This window comes from Roseobacter cerasinus (assembly GCF_009811755.1).
Taxonomy (GTDB): Bacteria; Pseudomonadota; Alphaproteobacteria; order Rhodobacterales; family Rhodobacteraceae; genus Roseobacter; species Roseobacter cerasinus.
The window spans coordinates 19,389-37,823 of record NZ_BLIV01000010.1 but is presented as its reverse complement, the minus strand read 5'-3'; the positions used below and the strand labels follow the sequence as shown (position 1 = coordinate 37,823).

At 60.2% G+C, this 18,435-nt stretch carries 19 protein-coding genes; 11 read left to right on the top strand and 8 right to left on the bottom strand.

Annotation, left to right across the window (positions count from 1 at the left end):
* Positions 1-15: 15 nt before the first annotated feature.
* Both So717_RS19760 and So717_RS19755 read right to left on the bottom strand, forming a co-directional pair.
* On the bottom strand, positions 16-402 hold the full coding sequence (locus So717_RS19760) for a heavy metal-binding domain-containing protein (protein WP_238841111.1): 387 nt from the start codon (positions 400-402) through the stop codon (positions 16-18).
* Between the two features lie 15 nt (positions 403-417).
* Positions 418-1,338, bottom strand: a complete 921-nt coding sequence (locus So717_RS19755; RefSeq protein WP_159980545.1) for a manganese-dependent inorganic pyrophosphatase — start codon at positions 1,336-1,338, stop codon at positions 418-420.
* 136 nt (positions 1,339-1,474) lie between these two features.
* Between So717_RS19755 and So717_RS19750 the strand changes: the two genes are divergently transcribed.
* The 3 genes from So717_RS19750 (at position 1,475) to groL (ending at position 4,347) form a co-directional block, all read left to right on the top strand.
* The gene (locus So717_RS19750; protein WP_159980543.1) at positions 1,475-2,155 is read left to right on the top strand and encodes a DUF2161 domain-containing phosphodiesterase; all 681 of its coding nucleotides are present in this window, start codon (positions 1,475-1,477) and stop codon (positions 2,153-2,155) included.
* A 203-nt stretch (positions 2,156-2,358) separates the two neighbouring features.
* On the top strand, positions 2,359-2,646 hold the full coding sequence (gene groES / locus So717_RS19745) for a co-chaperone GroES (protein ID WP_159980541.1): 288 nt from the start codon (positions 2,359-2,361) through the stop codon (positions 2,644-2,646).
* Between the two features lie 60 nt (positions 2,647-2,706).
* Positions 2,707-4,347, top strand: a complete 1,641-nt coding sequence (gene groL, locus So717_RS19740; RefSeq protein WP_159980539.1) for a chaperonin GroEL — start codon at positions 2,707-2,709, stop codon at positions 4,345-4,347.
* 485 nt (positions 4,348-4,832) lie between these two features.
* On the opposite strand, the gene So717_RS19735 is transcribed toward groL, so the two are convergent.
* Both So717_RS19735 and So717_RS19730 read right to left on the bottom strand, forming a co-directional pair.
* Positions 4,833-5,285, bottom strand: a complete 453-nt coding sequence (locus So717_RS19735) for a response regulator (protein WP_159980537.1) — start codon at positions 5,283-5,285, stop codon at positions 4,833-4,835.
* A gap of 10 nt (positions 5,286-5,295) precedes the next feature.
* Entirely contained in the window at positions 5,296-7,194 is a 1,899-nt protein-coding gene (locus So717_RS19730) for a sensor histidine kinase (protein ID WP_159980535.1), read from the bottom strand.
* A 266-nt stretch (positions 7,195-7,460) separates the two neighbouring features.
* On the opposite strand from So717_RS19730, the gene So717_RS19725 reads away from it, so the two are divergent.
* The 5 genes from So717_RS19725 (at position 7,461) to So717_RS19705 (ending at position 12,884) form a co-directional block, all read left to right on the top strand.
* Positions 7,461-8,846 carry an ABC transporter substrate-binding protein gene (locus tag So717_RS19725; protein ID WP_159980533.1) on the top strand — a complete coding sequence of 462 codons (1,386 nt, stop codon included), beginning with the start codon at positions 7,461-7,463 and terminating at the stop codon, positions 8,844-8,846.
* Positions 8,847-8,923: 77 nt separating this feature from the next.
* A complete protein-coding gene (locus tag So717_RS19720) occupies positions 8,924-9,658 on the top strand; it encodes a sensor histidine kinase (RefSeq protein ID WP_159980531.1) in 735 nt (244 codons plus the stop codon).
* Positions 9,659-10,010: 352 nt separating this feature from the next.
* Entirely contained in the window at positions 10,011-10,859 is an 849-nt protein-coding gene (locus tag So717_RS19715) for a DMT family transporter (RefSeq protein WP_159980529.1), read from the top strand.
* Positions 10,860-10,960: 101 nt separating this feature from the next.
* On the top strand, positions 10,961-11,752 hold the full coding sequence (locus So717_RS19710) for an alpha/beta fold hydrolase (protein WP_159980527.1): 792 nt from the start codon (positions 10,961-10,963) through the stop codon (positions 11,750-11,752).
* Positions 11,739-12,884, top strand: coding sequence for an alpha-D-ribose 1-methylphosphonate 5-triphosphate diphosphatase (locus So717_RS19705; protein ID WP_159980525.1), 1,146 nt, complete (start codon positions 11,739-11,741; stop codon positions 12,882-12,884). The genes So717_RS19710 and So717_RS19705 overlap by 14 nt, the downstream gene beginning before the upstream one ends.
* Positions 12,885-12,886: 2 nt before the next feature.
* On the opposite strand, the gene So717_RS19700 is transcribed toward So717_RS19705, so the two are convergent.
* The 3 genes from So717_RS19700 to So717_RS19690 all read right to left on the bottom strand — a co-directional run bounded on the left by So717_RS19700 (position 12,887) and on the right by So717_RS19690 (position 14,766).
* On the bottom strand, positions 12,887-13,966 hold the full coding sequence (locus So717_RS19700) for a 5-(carboxyamino)imidazole ribonucleotide synthase (RefSeq protein ID WP_159980523.1): 1,080 nt from the start codon (positions 13,964-13,966) through the stop codon (positions 12,887-12,889).
* Positions 13,959-14,447, bottom strand: a complete 489-nt coding sequence (purE, locus tag So717_RS19695; protein ID WP_159980521.1) for a 5-(carboxyamino)imidazole ribonucleotide mutase — start codon at positions 14,445-14,447, stop codon at positions 13,959-13,961. Before purE ends, So717_RS19700 begins: the two co-directional genes overlap by 8 nt.
* A 94-nt stretch (positions 14,448-14,541) precedes the next feature.
* Complete coding sequence (locus So717_RS19690) at positions 14,542-14,766, bottom strand: YdcH family protein (protein WP_159980519.1); 225 nt, start codon at positions 14,764-14,766, stop codon at positions 14,542-14,544.
* 157 nt (positions 14,767-14,923) lie between these two features.
* Between So717_RS19690 and So717_RS19685 the strand changes: the two genes are divergently transcribed.
* From So717_RS19685 to So717_RS19675, 3 genes are all read left to right on the top strand, one after another.
* A complete protein-coding gene (locus So717_RS19685; RefSeq protein ID WP_159980517.1) occupies positions 14,924-15,337 on the top strand; it encodes an Hsp20 family protein in 414 nt (137 codons plus the stop codon).
* Positions 15,338-15,342: 5 nt separating this feature from the next.
* Positions 15,343-15,567 (top strand): DUF1150 family protein, encoded by a 225-nt coding sequence (locus So717_RS19680; protein ID WP_159980515.1) that lies wholly within the window; start codon positions 15,343-15,345, stop codon positions 15,565-15,567.
* Positions 15,568-15,642: 75 nt separating this feature from the next.
* The gene (locus tag So717_RS19675) at positions 15,643-16,524 is read left to right on the top strand and encodes a PhzF family phenazine biosynthesis protein (protein WP_159980513.1); all 882 of its coding nucleotides are present in this window, start codon (positions 15,643-15,645) and stop codon (positions 16,522-16,524) included.
* 192 nt (positions 16,525-16,716) lie between these two features.
* Here the strand turns inward: So717_RS19675 and So717_RS19670 are convergent, their stop codons facing one another.
* Complete coding sequence (locus So717_RS19670) at positions 16,717-18,435, bottom strand: bifunctional sulfate adenylyltransferase/adenylylsulfate kinase (protein ID WP_174239072.1); 1,719 nt, start codon at positions 18,433-18,435, stop codon at positions 16,717-16,719.

The window sequence follows — 18,435 nt, the reverse complement described above, 5'->3', positions numbered from 1 at the left end:
GCACAAAGAGGCGTGCTAGAACTTCACGGCTGTGCCGGTTGCCCGGCGCGACCCCCAGCTGGTCAAAATCACTCGGTTTTCACCGATGACGACATTGATCACGGCATCCGCACCAAGGCGGCCCGCTGCTTCCTGCAACCTTGTGATGGCCGCTTCCCGCGTTGGTGTCGGATGCAGGGCGGTCAGTTTGCTCACTTCGATATCAAGAGGCCCGATCACAGTATAGGCCCGGTTGGGTTCGCCTTCGAAGATCTGTACCTGACTGGCCGCAACCGGCGTTGCAGCCGGAGCCTGCGTACTGGTCGATTTGGGGAGCGCGTATTGACCGTCTTGCACGTCGCAGGCTGCCAGCGTGACGCAGGCTGCGATGCTGCCGACCAAGGTCAGCGCTCTTCTTTGCATGTTCATGGGAAGGTCTCAGACTTTGAGGTTCGGGATGATCTGTTTTTTGCGGCTCATGATGCCGGGCAGCACGACGATGTCGCCGGAGACCGAGGCGTCAAAACTCTTTTCAGCGACCGATTTCACCAGATCGTTGGGGACCAGCAGCGTTGCTTCTTCTTGCAGGATATCCACAACAAAAAGCAGCACCTGATCTGCGCCATCCTCGTCCGCCACGCCGGGCATGGCGGCCATCAGCGCGTCCTTGCGGTCGAGCACCTGCGCAGGTGACGTGGTTTCCAGCACGGAGACGCGGAATTGCTTGCCGCCCACCGCATATTCCTTGCTGTCCATGCGCAGCAGTTCCGCTTCGGAGAAGGCCGAGACGTCGGATTTGGCGGCGAACATTTCAGCCGCGTATTCGGAGATATCCACGCCCAGATCTTTCGCCAGATCATGCGCGATGGCCTTGTCTTCCTGCGTGGTGGTGGGGCTGCGGAATTCCAGCGTGTCGCTGAGGATGCAGGAGAGCATCGCGCCTTTCACCGCTGTGGGCGCCTGCGCCATATCCTTGCCGATCATCTTCCACATGATGGTGGCCGTGCAGGCCAGCGGTTCGATGCGAATATCGATGGGGCCTTTTGTTTCCAGCCCGCCCACCAGCTTGTGGTGGTCGATAATGCCCTGGATATCGGCGTCATTGATGCCTGCGGGCAGCTCGGCGGGGTTGTTGGTGTCGACGATCACCACCGGCGTATCGGCGGCCACGTCCGTGATGATCTCGGGCTTCTCCAGCGACCAGCGGTCCAGCACAAACAGCGCCTCGGTGTTGGGCTCACCGAGCAGCACGGGTTTGGCGGCAACGCCTTTGATCTGGTTGAGGTACCACGACCAGATGATCGGAGAGCCGGTGCTGTCGGTGTCGGGGGACTTGTGGCCAAAAACGAGCGTGGTCATGGAGAATCCTAAAATTTGAAGGGTCATTTTGCGCGCCTTATAGGAGCGCGCGTCTGGGTTGTCACGCCCTGCGCAGAACGCGATTAACACGGCGGGCTGCTTGGCGCTTGTGTGCGGGTGGTGTTAGATGTCTCTCATGTCGAAGCCGCGCGAAACCGACCTTTACCCCCCGGTCAAAAGCTTCCTGGAAGATCAGGGCTATGTGGTGAAATCCGAAGTGGGGGCGGCAGATGTTGTGGCCGTTCGGGGCGGTGAGCCGCCGGTGGTGGTTGAGCTGAAACTCGGCTTCTCTCTGTCGCTCATTCACCAATGCATCGCGCGGCAGGCGCTGACCGAAGATGTCTATTTGGCCGTGCCGCGCCAGCCGGGCAAACGGTTTGCCAAAGCGGTGAAGGACAATGTGAAATTGGCGCGGCGCCTTGGATTGGGGCTGATTACGGTGCGGCTTTCGGATGGGTTGGTGCAGGTGCATTGTGATCCCGGGCCGTTTCAGCCGCGCAAATCCACGACTCGGCAGGGCGCGCTGTTGCGGGAGTTTGCCCGGCGGCAGGGGGACCCGAACGATGGCGGGCAAACCCGTGTGGGCCTCGTTACCGCGTATCGGCAGGACGCGTTGAAGCTGGCGCTCTATCTCTTTGAGGCCGGGGCCAGCAAGGGCGCGGATGTGGCACGGGAAACCGGGGTGCCGCGCGCCACGCGGATGATGGCGGATGATCACTATGGTTGGTTTGAACGCGTAGCCACCGGCATTTACGGGCTGACCCCGACAGGGGCTGCGGCCGTCAAGGCCAGTGCAGAGGTTTTGGGCGCGCGCTGACCTGCGCAAATGATGCTGCAGAGCAGCGACGAAAAAGCGCCGAAACACCCGAATTTTCACAAAACGATTGGTTGACAGGGAGCAGGGGCTTGCCTAGCTATGCGCCGTTAGCACTCGGATCTATTGAGTGCTAATGGTCCGGGTGCAGGTCAATGTCGCTCGGATCAACTGGGAGAAACTTTGAGCCTTAAGGAGCTGCAAAGATGGCATTGAAACCGCTTCATGACCGGGTGCTGGTGCGCCGCACAGAAAGCGAAGAGAAAACTGCTGGCGGGCTGATCATCCCCGACAGCGCGAAAGAAAAGCCTTCCGAAGGTGAAGTCGTTGCAGTGGGCGCAGGTGCGCGCAAGGACAGCGGCGAGCTGATCGAAATGGCTGTGAAAGCTGGCGACAAGATCCTGTTCGGCAAGTGGTCCGGCACCGAGGTGACCCTCGATGGCGAAGAGCTGCTGATGATGAAGGAAAGCGACATCATGGGGATCATCGAGTAAGCCAAGCGGCTGCTCTGACCTCACATCGCGACTGATTTATTCTCAAGAGGAGAAAACAACATGGCAAAAGACGTCAAATTCGACACCGATGCCCGCAACCGCATGCTGAAGGGTGTGAACATCCTGGCAGACGCGGTCAAGGTGACCCTGGGCCCCAAAGGCCGCAACGTGGTTCTTGACAAATCCTTTGGCGCGCCGCGCATCACCAAAGACGGTGTCTCTGTGGCCAAAGAGATCGAGCTGGAAGACAAATTCGAGAACATGGGCGCGCAGATGGTCAAGGAAGTGGCCAGCCGCACCAATGACGAAGCCGGTGACGGCACAACCACAGCGACCGTTCTGGCTCAAGCCATCGTGAAAGAAGGCATGAAGTCGGTTGCAGCGGGCATGAACCCGATGGACCTCAAGCGCGGCATCGATCTGGCAACCACCAAAGTGGTTGAAGCGATCAAAGCGGCCTCGCGCGAAGTCAACGACAGCGCCGAAGTGGCGCAGGTTGGCACCATCTCCGCCAACGGCGAAGCCGAAATCGGTCAGCAAATCGCAGACGCGATGCAAAAAGTTGGCAACGAGGGTGTGATCACCGTCGAAGAGAACAAGGGCCTCGAGACAGAGACCGACGTTGTCGAAGGCATGCAGTTCGACCGCGGCTACTTGAGCCCCTACTTCGTAACCAACTCTGACAAGATGACCACTGAGCTGGAAGACGCGATCGTGCTGTTGCACGAGAAGAAACTGTCTTCGCTGCAGCCGATGGTGCCGCTGCTTGAGCAGGTGATCCAGTCGCAAAAGCCGCTGCTGATCGTGGCCGAAGACGTCGAAGGCGAAGCGCTGGCGACCCTCGTGGTCAACAAGCTGCGTGGTGGTCTGAAAATCGCTGCTGTTAAAGCACCGGGCTTCGGTGATCGTCGCAAAGCGATGCTGCAGGACCTCGCGATCCTGACCGGTGGTCAGGTCATCTCTGAAGACCTGGGCATGAAGCTTGAGTCCGTGACCATGGACATGCTGGGCTCGGCCAAGAAAGTGCAGATCACCAAGGACGAGACCACCATCGTCGACGGTGCAGGCGAGAAGGCCGAGATCGAAGCGCGCGTCGCTCAGATCCGCACGCAGATCGAAGAGACCACATCCGACTACGACCGTGAGAAGCTGCAAGAACGCGTCGCCAAACTGGCTGGCGGTGTTGCGGTGATCCGCGTCGGTGGCATGACCGAAGTGGAAGTGAAAGAGCGCAAGGACCGTGTGGACGATGCGCTGAACGCGACACGTGCGGCCGTGCAAGAAGGCATCGTTGTCGGCGGCGGCGTTGCTCTGGTTCAGGCTGGCAAGACCCTCGAAGGTCTGACAGGCGAGAACAACGACCAGGGCGTCGGCATTGGCATCGTGCGCAAGGCTCTGGAAGCGCCGCTGCGTCAGATCGCTGAGAACGCGGGCGTGGATGGCTCCGTTGTGGCTGGCAAGATCCGTGAAAGCGATGATGCGGCCTTTGGGTTCAACGCGCAGACCGAAGAATATGGTGACATGTTCTCTTACGGCGTGATTGACCCCGCGAAAGTGGTGCGGACTGCCCTGCAGGACGCAGCCTCCATTGCGGGTCTGCTGATCACAACCGAAGCTATGGTTGCTGACAAGCCTGCCAAGGAAGGCGCAGCCCCCGGTGGCGGTATGCCCGACATGGGCGGCATGGGCGGCATGATGTAAGCGCCGCTTATCACCAAGTTTTGAGGGCCCGCCGGGAGGTGGGCCCTTTTTCGTTCTGCGCCCTGTCCGGTGCGTTTGAACCCAACTCATGTGGCTGGCTGGGCCAAATGAGTGTAAGCGATAGATTACCCGCATCAGGAGGGTTGGCTGTCGCACTTGAAGGCCAGCGCTCATCCTCTTTTGAGCCAGGTACGAGCATGGGTCTCTCTTTTCGTACGTGTCTCATGGGCTTGCCCTAAAAAAGCTTCGAATCGAGCGGCCCTTTGACCTCCGTTGGCCAGGTGTCATCTTCGACTTGTTTGCGTCATCCGCAGTGTGGATGGACATGCGGGCCTGACTTATACATCCGGTCGGACATTCGTCATGGCGTGTCCTCACATCTCATATGTATGATTACGTAGGTCTGATGTGGGCGGTCCGCCGAATGCGTCACTCCAGACGTAGAAAAATCAGGTTGTGGAGAGTGGTGTGGTCGTATCGATTGATCAAACGGGCAGTTCCACGATGCGGGCGTAGCTGCCGAGCATGTCGAGAGCATCGGCGAGTTTATCTCCCAGATCGTCCTTCACAAGATACCCTGCAATGTTCTTGCTGTAGGCCGACTGCACGTCATCTGGCATGTCCGAGGTCGTGAAAACGAAAACCACCAACCGCTGTAAACATGGATCGGCGCGGATTGCCTCAAGAAACTCGATCCCATTCATCCGCGGCATATTAATGTCCAGCGTCACAATGAAAGGGGGCAATTTCCCGGCCCCGGCGACCACGGCCTGTCGCAAGATGTCGAGCGCCTCCTGACCGTCCTTGGCGACAAGTGTCTTGTTCACGATCTTTAGTTTTTTCAACGCCCTTTTCATCGACATGATGCTGATCAGGTCATCGTCGATGAGCAGAAAAGTCGCTTCGGTCGTCGTGTTCGCTTTCAGTGCAAGTTCCATTGAGAGCTCCTCAGGCGGCTGTTGCCGATGGCCGAACAGATGTTTCCACGATGTGGTCAATCGGGAAATCGAACCGGAAAGCGGCGCCGCGTTTCGTTTCGGGGTCTGACACCACCGCGAGGTGCGAGCCGTATCGCTCCAGAATCTTCTCGATAATCGCAAGCCCAATCCCACTGCCCTCAACCTCGTCGCGCGGGCGCAGGGTCTGGAACAGCTCGAAGATCCGGTTTTGGTACTTTACCGGAATGCCAGGGCCATCATCTGAAACTTCAAGGACCAGCCGGTTCAGATCTTGCCTGGCGGAGACAACAACCTTTCCGTCCGCCCGATCATGATGCTTGATGGCATTCGAAATCAGATTTATCAGAATTTGCGTCAGCGGTGTCTTGAAAGTTCGCAGGACAGGTAAGTCTCCTTCGAAAGAAATCTGGAAAGACTTGGGTGGAGAGATCATGGCGGACACCTGCGTGACCAAATCCTCCACATCCACTTCTGTCATGACATGCCGTTCTTGTCCTGTCCGTGCATAGTCAAGCAGGTCGGTCAGAAGCCGGTCGAGCCGTCGCGCACGACTTTGCGCCATGTCCATGTAAGACCTGCTCTCTTCGGATAGGGCGGTCTGCTCGTCATCCAAGGTCCAGTCCACCAGATCCTGCACGGCCCTCAGCGGGCTGCGCAGGTCATGTGCGGCAACATAAGCAAATCGCTCCAGATCCACATTTGAGCGCCGCAATTCTTCGGCGTTTTGCTTGAAAATATGAAGCGCCTGCGCGATGTCGGCCAATTCGTCATTGCCAGCGATATCGATAGGATGGTCGAGATCACCGTCTGCAATGGCGCATACGGCTTCTCGAAGCTTTTCCATGCGTCGGTTGATCTGCTTTTCGATGACAATGGAATTGCCCAGCAGCGTTGCCATCGCCGCGAGAAAGACGCAGACCATCAAGACAATGGACAGCAGCCGTGTCGCGTCGCTTAGGCGCTTGGACCGGTCTGCCACCAATAGATTGGCGTCTGCAGCCATGATGTCGATGAACTGCTTAACTTCGCGCGTGATGTCGGCGCGCGCCACGCGCAGATCAAGAAGTTCGTCCCGATAGGTCGATTTCGCCTCCGCAATGGCGAGCAGGCCCTCATCTGCCAGGATCAAATCATTCAGACGGAGTGTCAGACTTGCCAGGCTGCGACGCTGCGGGCTGGCGCTGAGCTGTGACAGCACAGCGGCCATACGGTTCAAACTCATCTCAAGATGTGCGTTCAGACCACGATCCAGCTCGGCGGAGTCTGAGTCTGTTGCGCTGAGAGACAGGTCAATGACCGCATCAAGATCCGTTTTGAGACTTGCCAGATTGAGCGAGGCGAGGAAGAGATCTGAAAAGAGCTGATCAATCGTATCCGTCTGGGATATCACGCCGGACCGCGCGCTGGTCAATATGCTCTCGATCTGCACCGTCGTATCATACCGCAGTTTGGTGAGAGCCTCGCTGGCCCGGGCGCCGATGTCTTCCAGCTCGTCCCGCAAACGCGCCAGCCGTGTCTCGGTCTCGAACAATTGTCTCTGCCCGGCGACCAATTGCGTGATGGTTATCTCCAACTCGGTGAATTCGGCCATCAGCGCGGCGGAGGGGTTGGCGCGTCCCTGAATGCGTGCGGCCTCATGGATGGCGGTTCGAAACAAGGTGATTCGATCTGCCAGTTCCATCTGAGTGGTGCGAAGATCGACCTCATTTTCGGCGTAGGTGGCCCGTTCGAGCGCCAAGAACATATCATTCAAGCTGCGTTCAACCGTTTGGGTCTGGATCAGGGCGGGAAGGGCCCGGTCATTGAGTGCCTTTTGTGCGGCAGATATCTGGCGTAACTGCATCAGACCAGCCACGCAAGCGGCTATGGTCACGACACCCAGCAGCACGAAAAGCAGCCGAAGGCGCGTGACAATGCCAGAAAAACGGCCGCGGTGTGTCGCGCTGGATGTTCTGTTTGTGTTCACATCCTCTGAAATACGTTGGAAGGATTAAACCCATCTTAAATACGAAGGACTACAACCTGAGTTGAGGTCAGGAGGCGTCAGATTTGACAGATCGGAACCCATCCAAGAGCATGACATTTGGCCGCCGGGCCTTTTTACGATCCGGAGCTGCCTGCGCGGTGTCTGGGGCTCTTCCCGCTCATCTTGCGATGGCTGCAGATCTCACTTTGCATGAGCAGGTTGCCCAATGGGTTCGCGATGCCACAGGGCCTGCGCCGGGAAAACTGTCGGTTCTGTGCCCCGAGGGATCGCAGCGCAACCTATTTCCGATCACGCAGGCCTTTACCGCCATGACCGGGGTTGAGATTGACCTTCGCAGTATTGCCTCACACAGCCTGACGGCGCGTATCGCCTTGGAAGTGATCGCGGGTGAGGGCAGTTTTGATGTGGCGCTGCCAGCGACCTACGGCTTGCCGGATCTTGTGTCATCTGACGTTATTCTGCCTTTGGATGATTTTGTGGACGCCTATGAGCCTGCCGGCTTTCGCGAGGGGTCGATCTACCGGTTAGGCGATACTGTAGATCAAAAAACCTATGGTTTTCAGGCGGATGGCGACGCCTACATCATGTTCTACTTGAAGGAAGTTTTGCAGGATCCGGTCGAACAGGCAAGGTACGCGGATACATATGGCACTGCCCTTGACGTCCCGCAGACCTGGGAAGAGCTGGACAGGCAGATGGCTTGGTTTCATCGGCCGGATGAGGGCCTTTTCGGAGGGCTTTTGCTGCGCACGCCCGACTATGTGGCCTGGGAATTCTGGATGCGGTTGCATGGGTATGGCATGTGGCCTTTTTCCGAAGATATGGAGTGTCAGATAAACACGCCCGAGGGACATGTCGCACTGGCAGACATGCGCCGCTCAGCCGAACATCTACATCCGGGTACTGGCAGCTTCACATTTGTCGAGAATTGGGAGGCGTTCTTGCGCGGGCAGACCTATTGCAACATTGGCTGGGGGGGCGCGCAAAAGTCCTTCAATGAAAAGGGCGCGGCCTTGCGCGGGCGGCTGACCTACGGCGCCCCTCCGGGAGGGCCGCTTGGGCCGGGTGGCGCGCCGGTCTCTATCCCCTATTTCAATTGGGGGTGGAGCTTTGTCGTCAATCGCGCATCCTCCCGCCCCCGGATCGGATACCTCTTCTCGCTCTTCGCCTCGACGCCGGAAATGTCGACCCGGTCCGTCCGCGAAGCCGGGGGCTTTTTCGACCCGAACCGGCCCGAACACTACGCTGATTCAAAGATCCGCGAGGTTTATTCACCCGAATTCTTGACGGTACATAAGGCCAGTTTGGAACAGGCTATTCCGGACCTCTACCTTCACGGTCATTCGGAGTATTTTCGGGTGCTGAATGACGCGCTTTTTGCTGTATTGAGCGGAGAGACGGATCCGCGCGGTGCCTTGGACCGAACGGCGCAGCTGTGGGAAATGATCACCAGCCGCTATGGCCGCGCCCGGCAGATCACGCGGTGGCGACAGCTGCGCGCCCGCTACCCGGCAAATATCGCCAGGGTCCTGCGTGATGCAAAAAGCACCTGAACGCAACGGGCCTTAACGGTGTCTTCAACGCTCTGAGGTAGCCTACGCCGACTTAGGCCTTTTTGGAGTCCGATCTGATGACCACAAACGCTCTTTCGACCGGGACCGCAATGGCGGAAGACCCGTCCAGACAGGTGGCGGCTTCATCGGATTTCGAGGACTTCATCTATCTGATCAGTCACGATGTGCGTAGCTCTGTCCGCGCCCTGATCGAATTGCCCCAATGGATCGAGGAGGATCTGGCGGAGGCGGGGGTCCGGATGGACGGGTCGATTGGGGAAAGCATCGAGTTGATGAACCGCCATACGGGACGGCTGGATCGCATGCTGGTTGATCTGCTTGCCTTTTCACGGGTTGGGCGGATGCAATCGGTGGTGGAGGTCGATCTTGCTGCCGCTCTGGATGACGTGCTTGATGAGCTACCAATTCCAGCAGGGTTCAAGATAAAGCGGACGCTGGAGCATGCCCGGTTCAGATTTGGCGAGCGTGACCTGCTCACCTTGCTGACGGTTCTTGTGTCGAATGGGATCAAGCATCACAACAAGATATCCGGAGAAATCGTGGTCAGCAGTCGGAAAGAAGGCTCTGATGTCGTCCTCACTGTTGCTGACGACGGTCCCGGCATCGCGCCTGAGTTCGAGGACCGTATCTTTGGCGCAATGACAACTTTGCGTCCGCGAGACGAGGTGGAAGGCAGCGGAATGGGTCTGGCGATTGCGCGGAAAATTGTTCGCCTGCATGGGGGTGATATTCAGGTTGCCGCGTCGGAAGCCGACAGTGGGACTGTTTTCGAAGCACGTTGGCCCGCGTGAATTCAGTCCGATAGCGTTGCAGGCGACACAAGCAACTGCGGCAGAACGGGGCCCTTCAGCTGGTCAAGAATGATCCACGAAGGGTGCTAAGACCCCAGACAGCCAAGCCTGTTTGAGCCAAGCATGTGCAGGTCCCTGGCGAAGGGGGCCTCGCGCAGGTTGCGTCGTTGGTATTTCTGTTTTTCCATCGTTTTACCAAAACACCGGTTGATCCCCGGTTTAAGACGTTTGCAACCTGGGGAGGATGTCTCTGCCGCCACACCCTTGCGAAATCGGCAACAGATCATCGCACGGCGCCGCTGGCGGGAGGCAACCCCTTGGCCTGACATGGGGAAAACGCTAAGGCAGCGGCATGCAGCTTGTTGTCTTGACCGCCCTGACCATGGTTGCCTTTGCGTCCAACTCCGTGCTGACACGGCTTGCGGTCGACGGAGGCCACATAGACCCAAGCAGTTTTGCAATCATCCGTGTGCTTGCAGGGGCGGCGACCTTGGGCGCTGTCCTCGTGCTCAAGGGCGGACGCATCCGATGGGTTGGCCGGTCGCGCGCCGTCGGGTGCATCAGCCTCGCAGTCTATATGGCCGGGTTCTCGCTGGCCTATCTCACGCTGGATGCGGGCCTCGGTGCCCTGATCCTTTTTGGAGTGGTGCAGATCTATATGTTCGCGCAATCCGCTCTGACCGGGACACACCCCTCGCCGAGGCAACTCTTTGGTGCCGCAATCGCGTTTCTGGGGCTTATGCTCGCGCTTTGGCCCGGAGCGGGGGGGCAGTCAGATGTGATGGGCGCGGGCTTCATGATTGTGGCCGGGATTGGATGGGCGATCTATACAGTCTCTGGTCGAGGCGAAACGGACCCGCTCGCCGCGACCACTGCGAACTTCATCCTGTGTTTGCCTTTGACTGCGGGCGCGCTGTTCTGGTTTGCTGAACATGGCAGCCTGATTGGCTGGGGCCTTGCGATCTTGTGCGGCGGTGTGACTTCCGGCCTCGGTTACGCGCTGTGGTATTCGGTACTGCCCCGGCTGGCGCAGAACTTCGCCCCCGTTGTGCAGTTGAGCGTTCCCATCATTGCCCTTTTGGGGGGCGCCTTGCTGCTGGGAGAGGGCATCAGCCTGCTTGTGGCCCTTGCGGCCGCGCTGGTGGTCTGCGGAATAGCCCTTGCCATCACAGCCGAGCCCAAGAGCGGGCAGGAGGGCTGATGCCGTCCGAAGCGGCATGCCGCTGGCGGCACCTTACATTTTGTCAAATGCCCGTCACGTTATCCTTTTCTCATGCCCTGAATGACACTACCTCCTCTTTTATGACCAAAGCTGTGAGAGTTCTGCTGGCCGCTGTCCTGTTGGCCCTCGCCGGAACAACGGCACATGCGAAGTGCGCTGTTCTGTTGCACGGGCTGGCACGGACTGAGTTGTCCTTTGCGCTCATGGAGGCCGCGCTCAATGCCGAAGGTTACATGGTCGTGCGCCCGGGGTATCCGTCGACAGAGGCGCCTGTGGCTGAGCTTGCCAAGCAAACCTTGCCGCAGGCCATGGCGCGCTGCGGTCCGCGCGGCAAGATCGATTTTGTGACCCACTCAATGGGCGGCATCCTGCTGCGCCAATGGGTTGCCGAAACCAATGCGGAGCGGATCGGGCGCGTGGTCATGTTGGCGCCGCCAAACCAGGGTAGCGAAGTGGTGGATGCGCTGGACGACATCGAGGCTTTCGACTGGATCAGTGGCCCGGCTGGCGCGCAGTTGGGCACCGGTGTGAATGATCTGCCGCGCCAGCTTCCGGCCGTGACCTTCGAGCTGGGGGTGATCGCGGGCGATCAGTCGCTCAACCCCTATTTCTCCTCGCTGATCCCTGGGCGAGACGATGGCAAGGTCTCCGTCGCGTCCACGCGGGTCATGGGCATGAACGACCACCTTGTTCTGCCGGTCACGCATACTTTCATGATGAACAACCCGCGCGTGATTGCACAGACCGTCGCCTTTCTGAGCACGGGCCGCTTTGACCGGTCGCTCACCTGGTTTGATGCGGTCTTGTCGCAACTCGGGTGTCCAGACGGCAATTGCGTTCCCACTGTGGGTGAGATGATTGGCCGACCTTAATCTTCAGGGCGCACAGGTGCTTCTGCCAGACGGCCTCCGCCAAGGGGATCTGTCGCTGGCGGGGGGGCTGATTGCGGATGCTCCGACCGGGCGCGCGGTTCCGTTGAACGGCTATCTTGTCCTGCCGGGGATCGTTGATGTGCATGGCGACGGGTTTGAGCGGCATCTGGCGCCACGCCGGGGCGCGATGAAGCAGATGTCCGAAGGCCTTGTGGCGGTTGAGGCGGAACTGGCCGCAAACGGCATCACCACCGCCGTTCTGGCGCAATTTGTCAGCTGGGAAGGCGGGCTGCGCGGGCTGGAGTTTGGATCGCAGGTGTTCGACGCGATCCGCGATACGGCGCCGACATTGGTGACCGACCTGCGCGCGCAACTGCGGTTCGAGACGCATCTGCTGGATCTTTATGAAAACCTGCCGCAACGCGCGGCAGATTGGGCGGTGGATTATGTGGTCTTCAACGATCACCTGCCGCACAAGCGGCTGGCCGAGGGCCGCAAGCCTCCGCGTATGGTGGGGCAGGCACTGAAGGCCGGGCGTAACCCGGAAGACCATTTCGCCCTGATGCAGCAGCTGCATGCTGGGCGAGACGCTGTGCCGGAAGCGCTGGACGCGCTGTGCCGAAAGCTTGAAGAGCGTCGCGTGCGCATGGGCAGCCACGATGACAGCAGTGCCGACCAACGGGCGCGGTGGCATCGGCGCGGTGTGCATGTGGCGGAGTTCCCCGAGACGCAGGAGGCGGCAGAAGCGGCGCAATCCGCAGGGGATGCGGTTGTGCTCGGCGCGCCAAATGTGGTGCGGGGTGGGTCGCACAATGGCAATGTCTCGGCCGTCGATCTGATTGCGATGGGGCTTTGTGATGCGCTGGCCTCGGACTACCACTATCCCAGCCCGCGCCGTGCGGCGCTGATGTTGAGCCAGAGCGGTGTGCTCGACCTGACGCAAAGCTGGCGGCTGGTGTCCGAAGGCCCTGCAGCAGTACTTGGCCTGCAGGATCGCGGGACGCTGGCGCCGGGCAAGCGCGCCGATCTTGTCATCCTCGATGCGATGTCTCACCGGGTCGCAGCAACTCTTGTGGCCGGGCGGTTCAGCTATCTCGCTGGTGACATTGCGGAGAGGTTCTTCCCCGCCTGATCTCAGTTCGAACGCGCGGGGGTGATGCGGTTCACATGCCCCATCTTGCGGCCCGGCTTTGTCACGGTTTTTCCATAGAGATGCAGCGCGGTGTTTGTCTCGCGCGCCAACTCCAGCACATGGTCCATGTCATCGCCGATCAGGTTCTCCATCACCACGTCAGAATGCCGCGCGCCGTCCCCCAGAGGCCAGCCAGCGACCGCCCGGATATGCTGTTCGAACTGATCCACCGCACAGCCGTTCTGTGTCCAATGGCCGGAGTTGTGCACGCGCGGTGCGATCTCGTTCACCACCAGGCCGGAGGAGGTCACAAATAGCTCCGCCCCAAGGACACCGACATAGTCCAGTGCATTCAGAATTTTGGCTGCCATCAGCACCGCATCGGTGCGCTGGCTGGGTGTCAGCCGGGCGGGCACGGTCGTGCGACGCAGGATGCCATCTTCATGCAGGTTCTCGCCGGGGTCGAAGCAGGCGACCTCTCCGGCCGGACTACGGGCCGCGATGACCGAGACCTCGTGGCTGAAGTCGACAAACCCTTCCAGCACAGCGGGTGCGCCCGCCATATCGGCGCAGGCCGCTGCGGCATCGGCAGGCGTGGTCAGCCGCCATTGCCCCTTGCCGTCATAACCAAATCGGCGGGTCTTCAGGATGGAGGGCGTGCCGATCCGCTGCACCGCGTCTTCCAGCGAGGCGTGGTCGGTCACATTTGCAAAGGGGGCGACCGATAGCCCCAACGCCTCTAGCCAGGTCTTTTCGGTCAGCCGGTCCTGACTGATGCGCAGGGCTTCGCGCCCGGGCCGGATCGGCGCCAGCGCCTCGATCACGTCCAACGCTGCGGTGGGGATGTTTTCGAATTCGTAGGTGACCACATCGACGGAGCGGGCAAAGGCGGCCAGCGCGTCCACATCTTCGTAAGGTGCGGTGGTCAACTTGTGGGTGACGTCACCTGCGGGTGGTGCTGCACCGGGTTCGAACACATGGGTGCGCAGCCCCAGCCGTGCCGCCGCGACCGAGAGCATGCGGCCCAGCTGACCGCCGCCCAATATACCGATGGTGGCACTGGTTGGCAGAGGATCAGACATCCTCCGGCGCCTCCGGGATCGAGGCGGAGAGGGCGTTGCGCCAGGCCTCCAACCGCTCGGCCAGAGCCGCATCCTGCAAGGCGAGAATGCCTGCCGCCATCAGCCCCGCGTTGACTGCGCCTGCCGCGCCGATGGCCATGGTGGCCACTGGGAACCCGCGCGGCATCTGAACGATGGAATAGAGCGAATCGACTCCCCCAAGCGCTTTGGTCTGGATCGGCACGCCCACAACGGGCACGCGTGTTTTCGAAGCCATCATCCCCGGCAGATGCGCCGCTCCGCCCGCGCCTGCGATGATCACCTGCAATCCGCGATTGACCGCTTTGCGGCCATAGTCCCATAGACGGTCTGGCGTGCGATGCGCCGACACGATGCGCTTTTCGTAAGCCACATTCAGATCTTCCAGCACTTTGGCGGCCTCCGACATCGTAGGCCAATCCGATTGGCTGCCCATGATGATCCCGACGACGGGTTTGGTCATGCGTGTGAGGTCCCCTGGCACAAAAATGTAGAAGCGGCACTATAGCGGGTCGCGCTGCCTGAGCAATGCGCCAGATGCGGCTAAATCAAGGGGATCAGGCGATAATATCGGGGGTCAGCCGGTCTTCGATCTGCGCGATGATGTCTTTCAGCCGCAGTTTCCGCTTTTTCAGCCTTTGCAGGGTCAGCTGGTCGCCCATGCCCTTCTCGGCCAAGGCCTGAATGGCCTCGTCTAGGTCACGATGCTCGCGTTTGAAAACGGCAAGCTCCACGCGAAGCACATCATCCGTTTTCATCGACAGGTCCGTGGGCGCATTCATGTGAGTGATTCCTACGTCGCCTCAAATCTATAATAGGTATTCACCAACCCCCGGCAAAGCCCTTGCTTTACACATATTCGGTTCCCATATTCTTAAAAGCGGGTTGCCGAAACGGGACCTGCACCAGACTGTCGCTTGACTGATGAGGACGTGTCGTATGACGAAAATGACCCTGGCTTCCTACCCCCATATGTTGGGGTTCGAGCAGCTTGAACGCCTGTTGGAGCGGACCGCGAAATCCGGCAACGAAGGCTATCCGCCGTTCAACATCGAACAGACGTCGGATTTCTCTTACCGGATCACGCTTGCGGTCGCTGGCTTCGGGGAAGAAGATTTGTCGATCACCGTGGAAGATCGCCAATTGGTGATTCGGGGGCGGCAGTCTGAGGACACCGAAGACCGTGTCTTCCTGCATCGCGGTATTGCGGCGCGTCAGTTTCAACGCAGCTTTGTTCTGGCGGATGGGGTCGATGTGGGGGAGGCGGTGATGGAAAACGGCCTGCTGCATGTGGATCTGAGCCGCGCCAAGCCTCAGACCGTTGTTCAGACGATTAATATCAAGAAGGGGTAATTGTTATGCATGAACAGATCGAAACAGCACCAACTGAAAACCGGATTGTCTACGTCAAGGCTGTGGACGTGACCGAACTGCCCAGCGAGGTGCGCGATCAGGCGGGTGATCTGGATCAGCTTTACGCCGTTCATGACAGCGATGGCCAGCAACTGGCTCTGGTCGCGGATCGGAAGCTGGCGTTTCGCCTCGCGCGGCAGAACGACTACGCGCCTGTGGCGGTGCATTGACCGCACCGAGGTGACGTGAAATCCTGACGTTGGGCCGCAGATGCTGCGGCCCTTTTGCGTTTTGGGAGCATGTCAATGCCGTATGACTTCGACTGGGTCGACGCCTTTTCCGAAACAGTCTTTGGCGGCAATGGCTGCGCCGTTGTGCATGGCGGGGCAGGGCTCTCTGACGACGTCTGCATGGCCTATGTGCGCGAGACATCGCTGGTGGAATGCACCTTCACCGGCCCATCGGATCGCGCGGACATTCGCGTGCGCTATTTCCTCGCCAGCCGTGAGATCCCCTTTGCGGGCCACCCGACGGTGGCGACGGTTGTCGCCATGCGCGCCCGGGGCCTGATCGGAGATGGGGAGGTGAGCCTCGAGACCGCAGCCGGGATCATCCCGGTGCGGGTTTCTGGAACCGACGTCACAATGACGCAGATCGCGCCCGCGTTCGGGGCGGACGTGCCGCGGGATCTGGTGGCGCGGGTTGGTGGGATTGAGGCCGAGGATATCATTGCCCCACCGCAGGTCGTCTCGACCGGTTTGCCGTTCTGCATCACGGCTCTGAAGGACCGCGCCGCGTTGGAGCGGTTGCGGTTGGACGTTGATGCGCTGGCTGCTCTTGGGGGCCATCTGGCGCAGCCCGATATCAACATGCTGGAGCCATTCTGGGTGACGCTTTCTGGCGCCACGGAGGCGGGCGATACCTTCAGCCGCTTGCTACTGGCACCGCCTAGCCCGCCCGAAGATGCCTTCACCGGCTCGGCGACCGGTGCCATGGCGGCTTATCTCTGGAGGCATGGGCTGATTGGGCGCCCTGACTTCGTGGCCGAGCAGGGCCACGGCATGGGGCGCCCCGGGCAGGCGCGGGTCCGCGTTTTGGGACCGCGTGAGGCCATCACGGGGGTCGAGGTGTCGGGCCACGGTGCAATCGTCATGTCCGGCACTGCGCATCTGCCGCAGGTTCCCTAAAGCATCCGATCTTCCATTTCAGACACACGGCTCAGCTCAGCGCGACAGGCACTGTTGCGCCGCGCCGTTCCGCCCCCCATCGGAACGGCGCTTGAACAAAGCTGTTCTATGTCTCAGGTGGAAGATCGGACGGTTTGGTATGAAAAAGCCGCCGCCCCGGGGGCGACGGCCAATGTCTCAATATACCAATGCTCAGACGCGTCCAGCGATCAGCCCCATGCTTTCCAGCTTGAGCAGCACCTGATGCGCGCAGCTGTCGACATCGACATTCTCGGTCTCGACGCTCAGCTCAGGGTTCTTCGGCACGTCATAGGGGTCTGAAATCCCGGTGAACTCCTTGATCTTGCCTTCGCGCGCCAGCTTGTAGAGACCCTTGCGGTCGCGCCGCTCACACTCCTCGATGGAGGTCGCCACATGCACTTCGACAAAGGCACCAAAGGCTTCGATGTCCTCGCGCACGGCGCGGCGGGTGGTCGCATAGGGCGCGATGGGCGCGCAGATTGCGATACCGCCGTTCTTGGTGATCTCGCTGGCCACATAGCCGATGCGGCGGATGTTCAGGTCGCGGTGCTCTTTCGAGAATCCCAGCTCGGAGCTGAGGTTCTTGCGCACGATATCCCCATCCAGCAGCGTGACCGGGCGGCCGCCCATTTCCATCAGCTTGACCATCAGCGCGTTGGCGATGGTCGATTTGCCGGAGCCGGAGAAACCGGTGAAGAACACGGTAAAGCCCTGCTGGCTGCGCGGCGGGCGCGTGCGGCGCAGTTCCGCCACCACCTCGGGGAAGGAGAACCACTCGGGGATCTCCAGCCCTTCCGCCAGACGGCGGCGCAGTTCCGTCCCGGAGATATTCAGGATGGTGACGTTGTCTTTGTCCTTGATCTCGTCGTTGGGCTCGTATTGCGCGCGCTCCTGGACCCAAACCATATGTTTGAAGTCCACCATTTCGATGCCCATCTCCTCCTGATGCTCGCGGAAGAGGTCTTGCGCATCGTAGGGGCCATAGAAATCCTCACCGGCGGAGTTCTTGCCGGGGCCCGCATGATCTCGGCCCACGATGAAGTGGGTGCAGCCGTGGTTCTTGCGGATCAGCCCGTGCCAGACGGCCTCACGCGGGCCCGCCATACGCATCGCCAGATTCAAGAGCGACATGGAGGTTGTGGCCGCCGGGTATTTGTCGAGCACAGCTTCATAGCAGCGCACACGCGTGAAGTGATCCACGTCGCCCGGCTTGGTCATACCGACCACCGGGTGGATCAGCAGGTTGGCTTGCGCTTCACGCGCGGCGCGGAAAGTGAGTTCCTGATGCGCGCGGTGCAGCGGGTTGCGGGTCTGGAAGGCGACAACGCGCTTCCAGCCGACCTTGCGGAAGAAGGCGCGCAGCTCGTTCGGCGTATCGCGGCGGGCACGGAAATCATAGTGTACGGGCTGCTGGATGCCAGTCACCGGGCCGCCCAGGTAGATGCCACCCGCCTGATTGTGCAGGTAGTTCACCGCCGGGTGCGCATCGTCATCCGCACCGAAGACCTTCTCGGCCTCCAGCGCCTTGTTCGGTGCCCAGCGGTCGGTCACGGTCATTGTGGCGAGGATCACGCCTTCCTGATCGCGCAGGGCGATGTCCTGTCCGATCTCCAGCTTCTCTGCGAAGTCTTCACCCACGTCGAGCGTGATCGGCATCGGCCAGAGCGTGCCGTCGGCCAGGCGCATCTTGTCGACAACGCTGTCGTAGTCGGCCTCAGTGAGGAACCCTTTCAGCGGGTTGAACCCGCCGTTCATCAGCAGTTCAAGGTCGCAGATCTGGCGCGGCGTCAGATCCCAGCTGATCAGATTGCCGGCTTCGGCTTTCAGCTTCTGGGCCGACTCGTAAGAGACATAGAGTTCCGGGATCGGAGAGAGGTTGGCGGTGCTCAT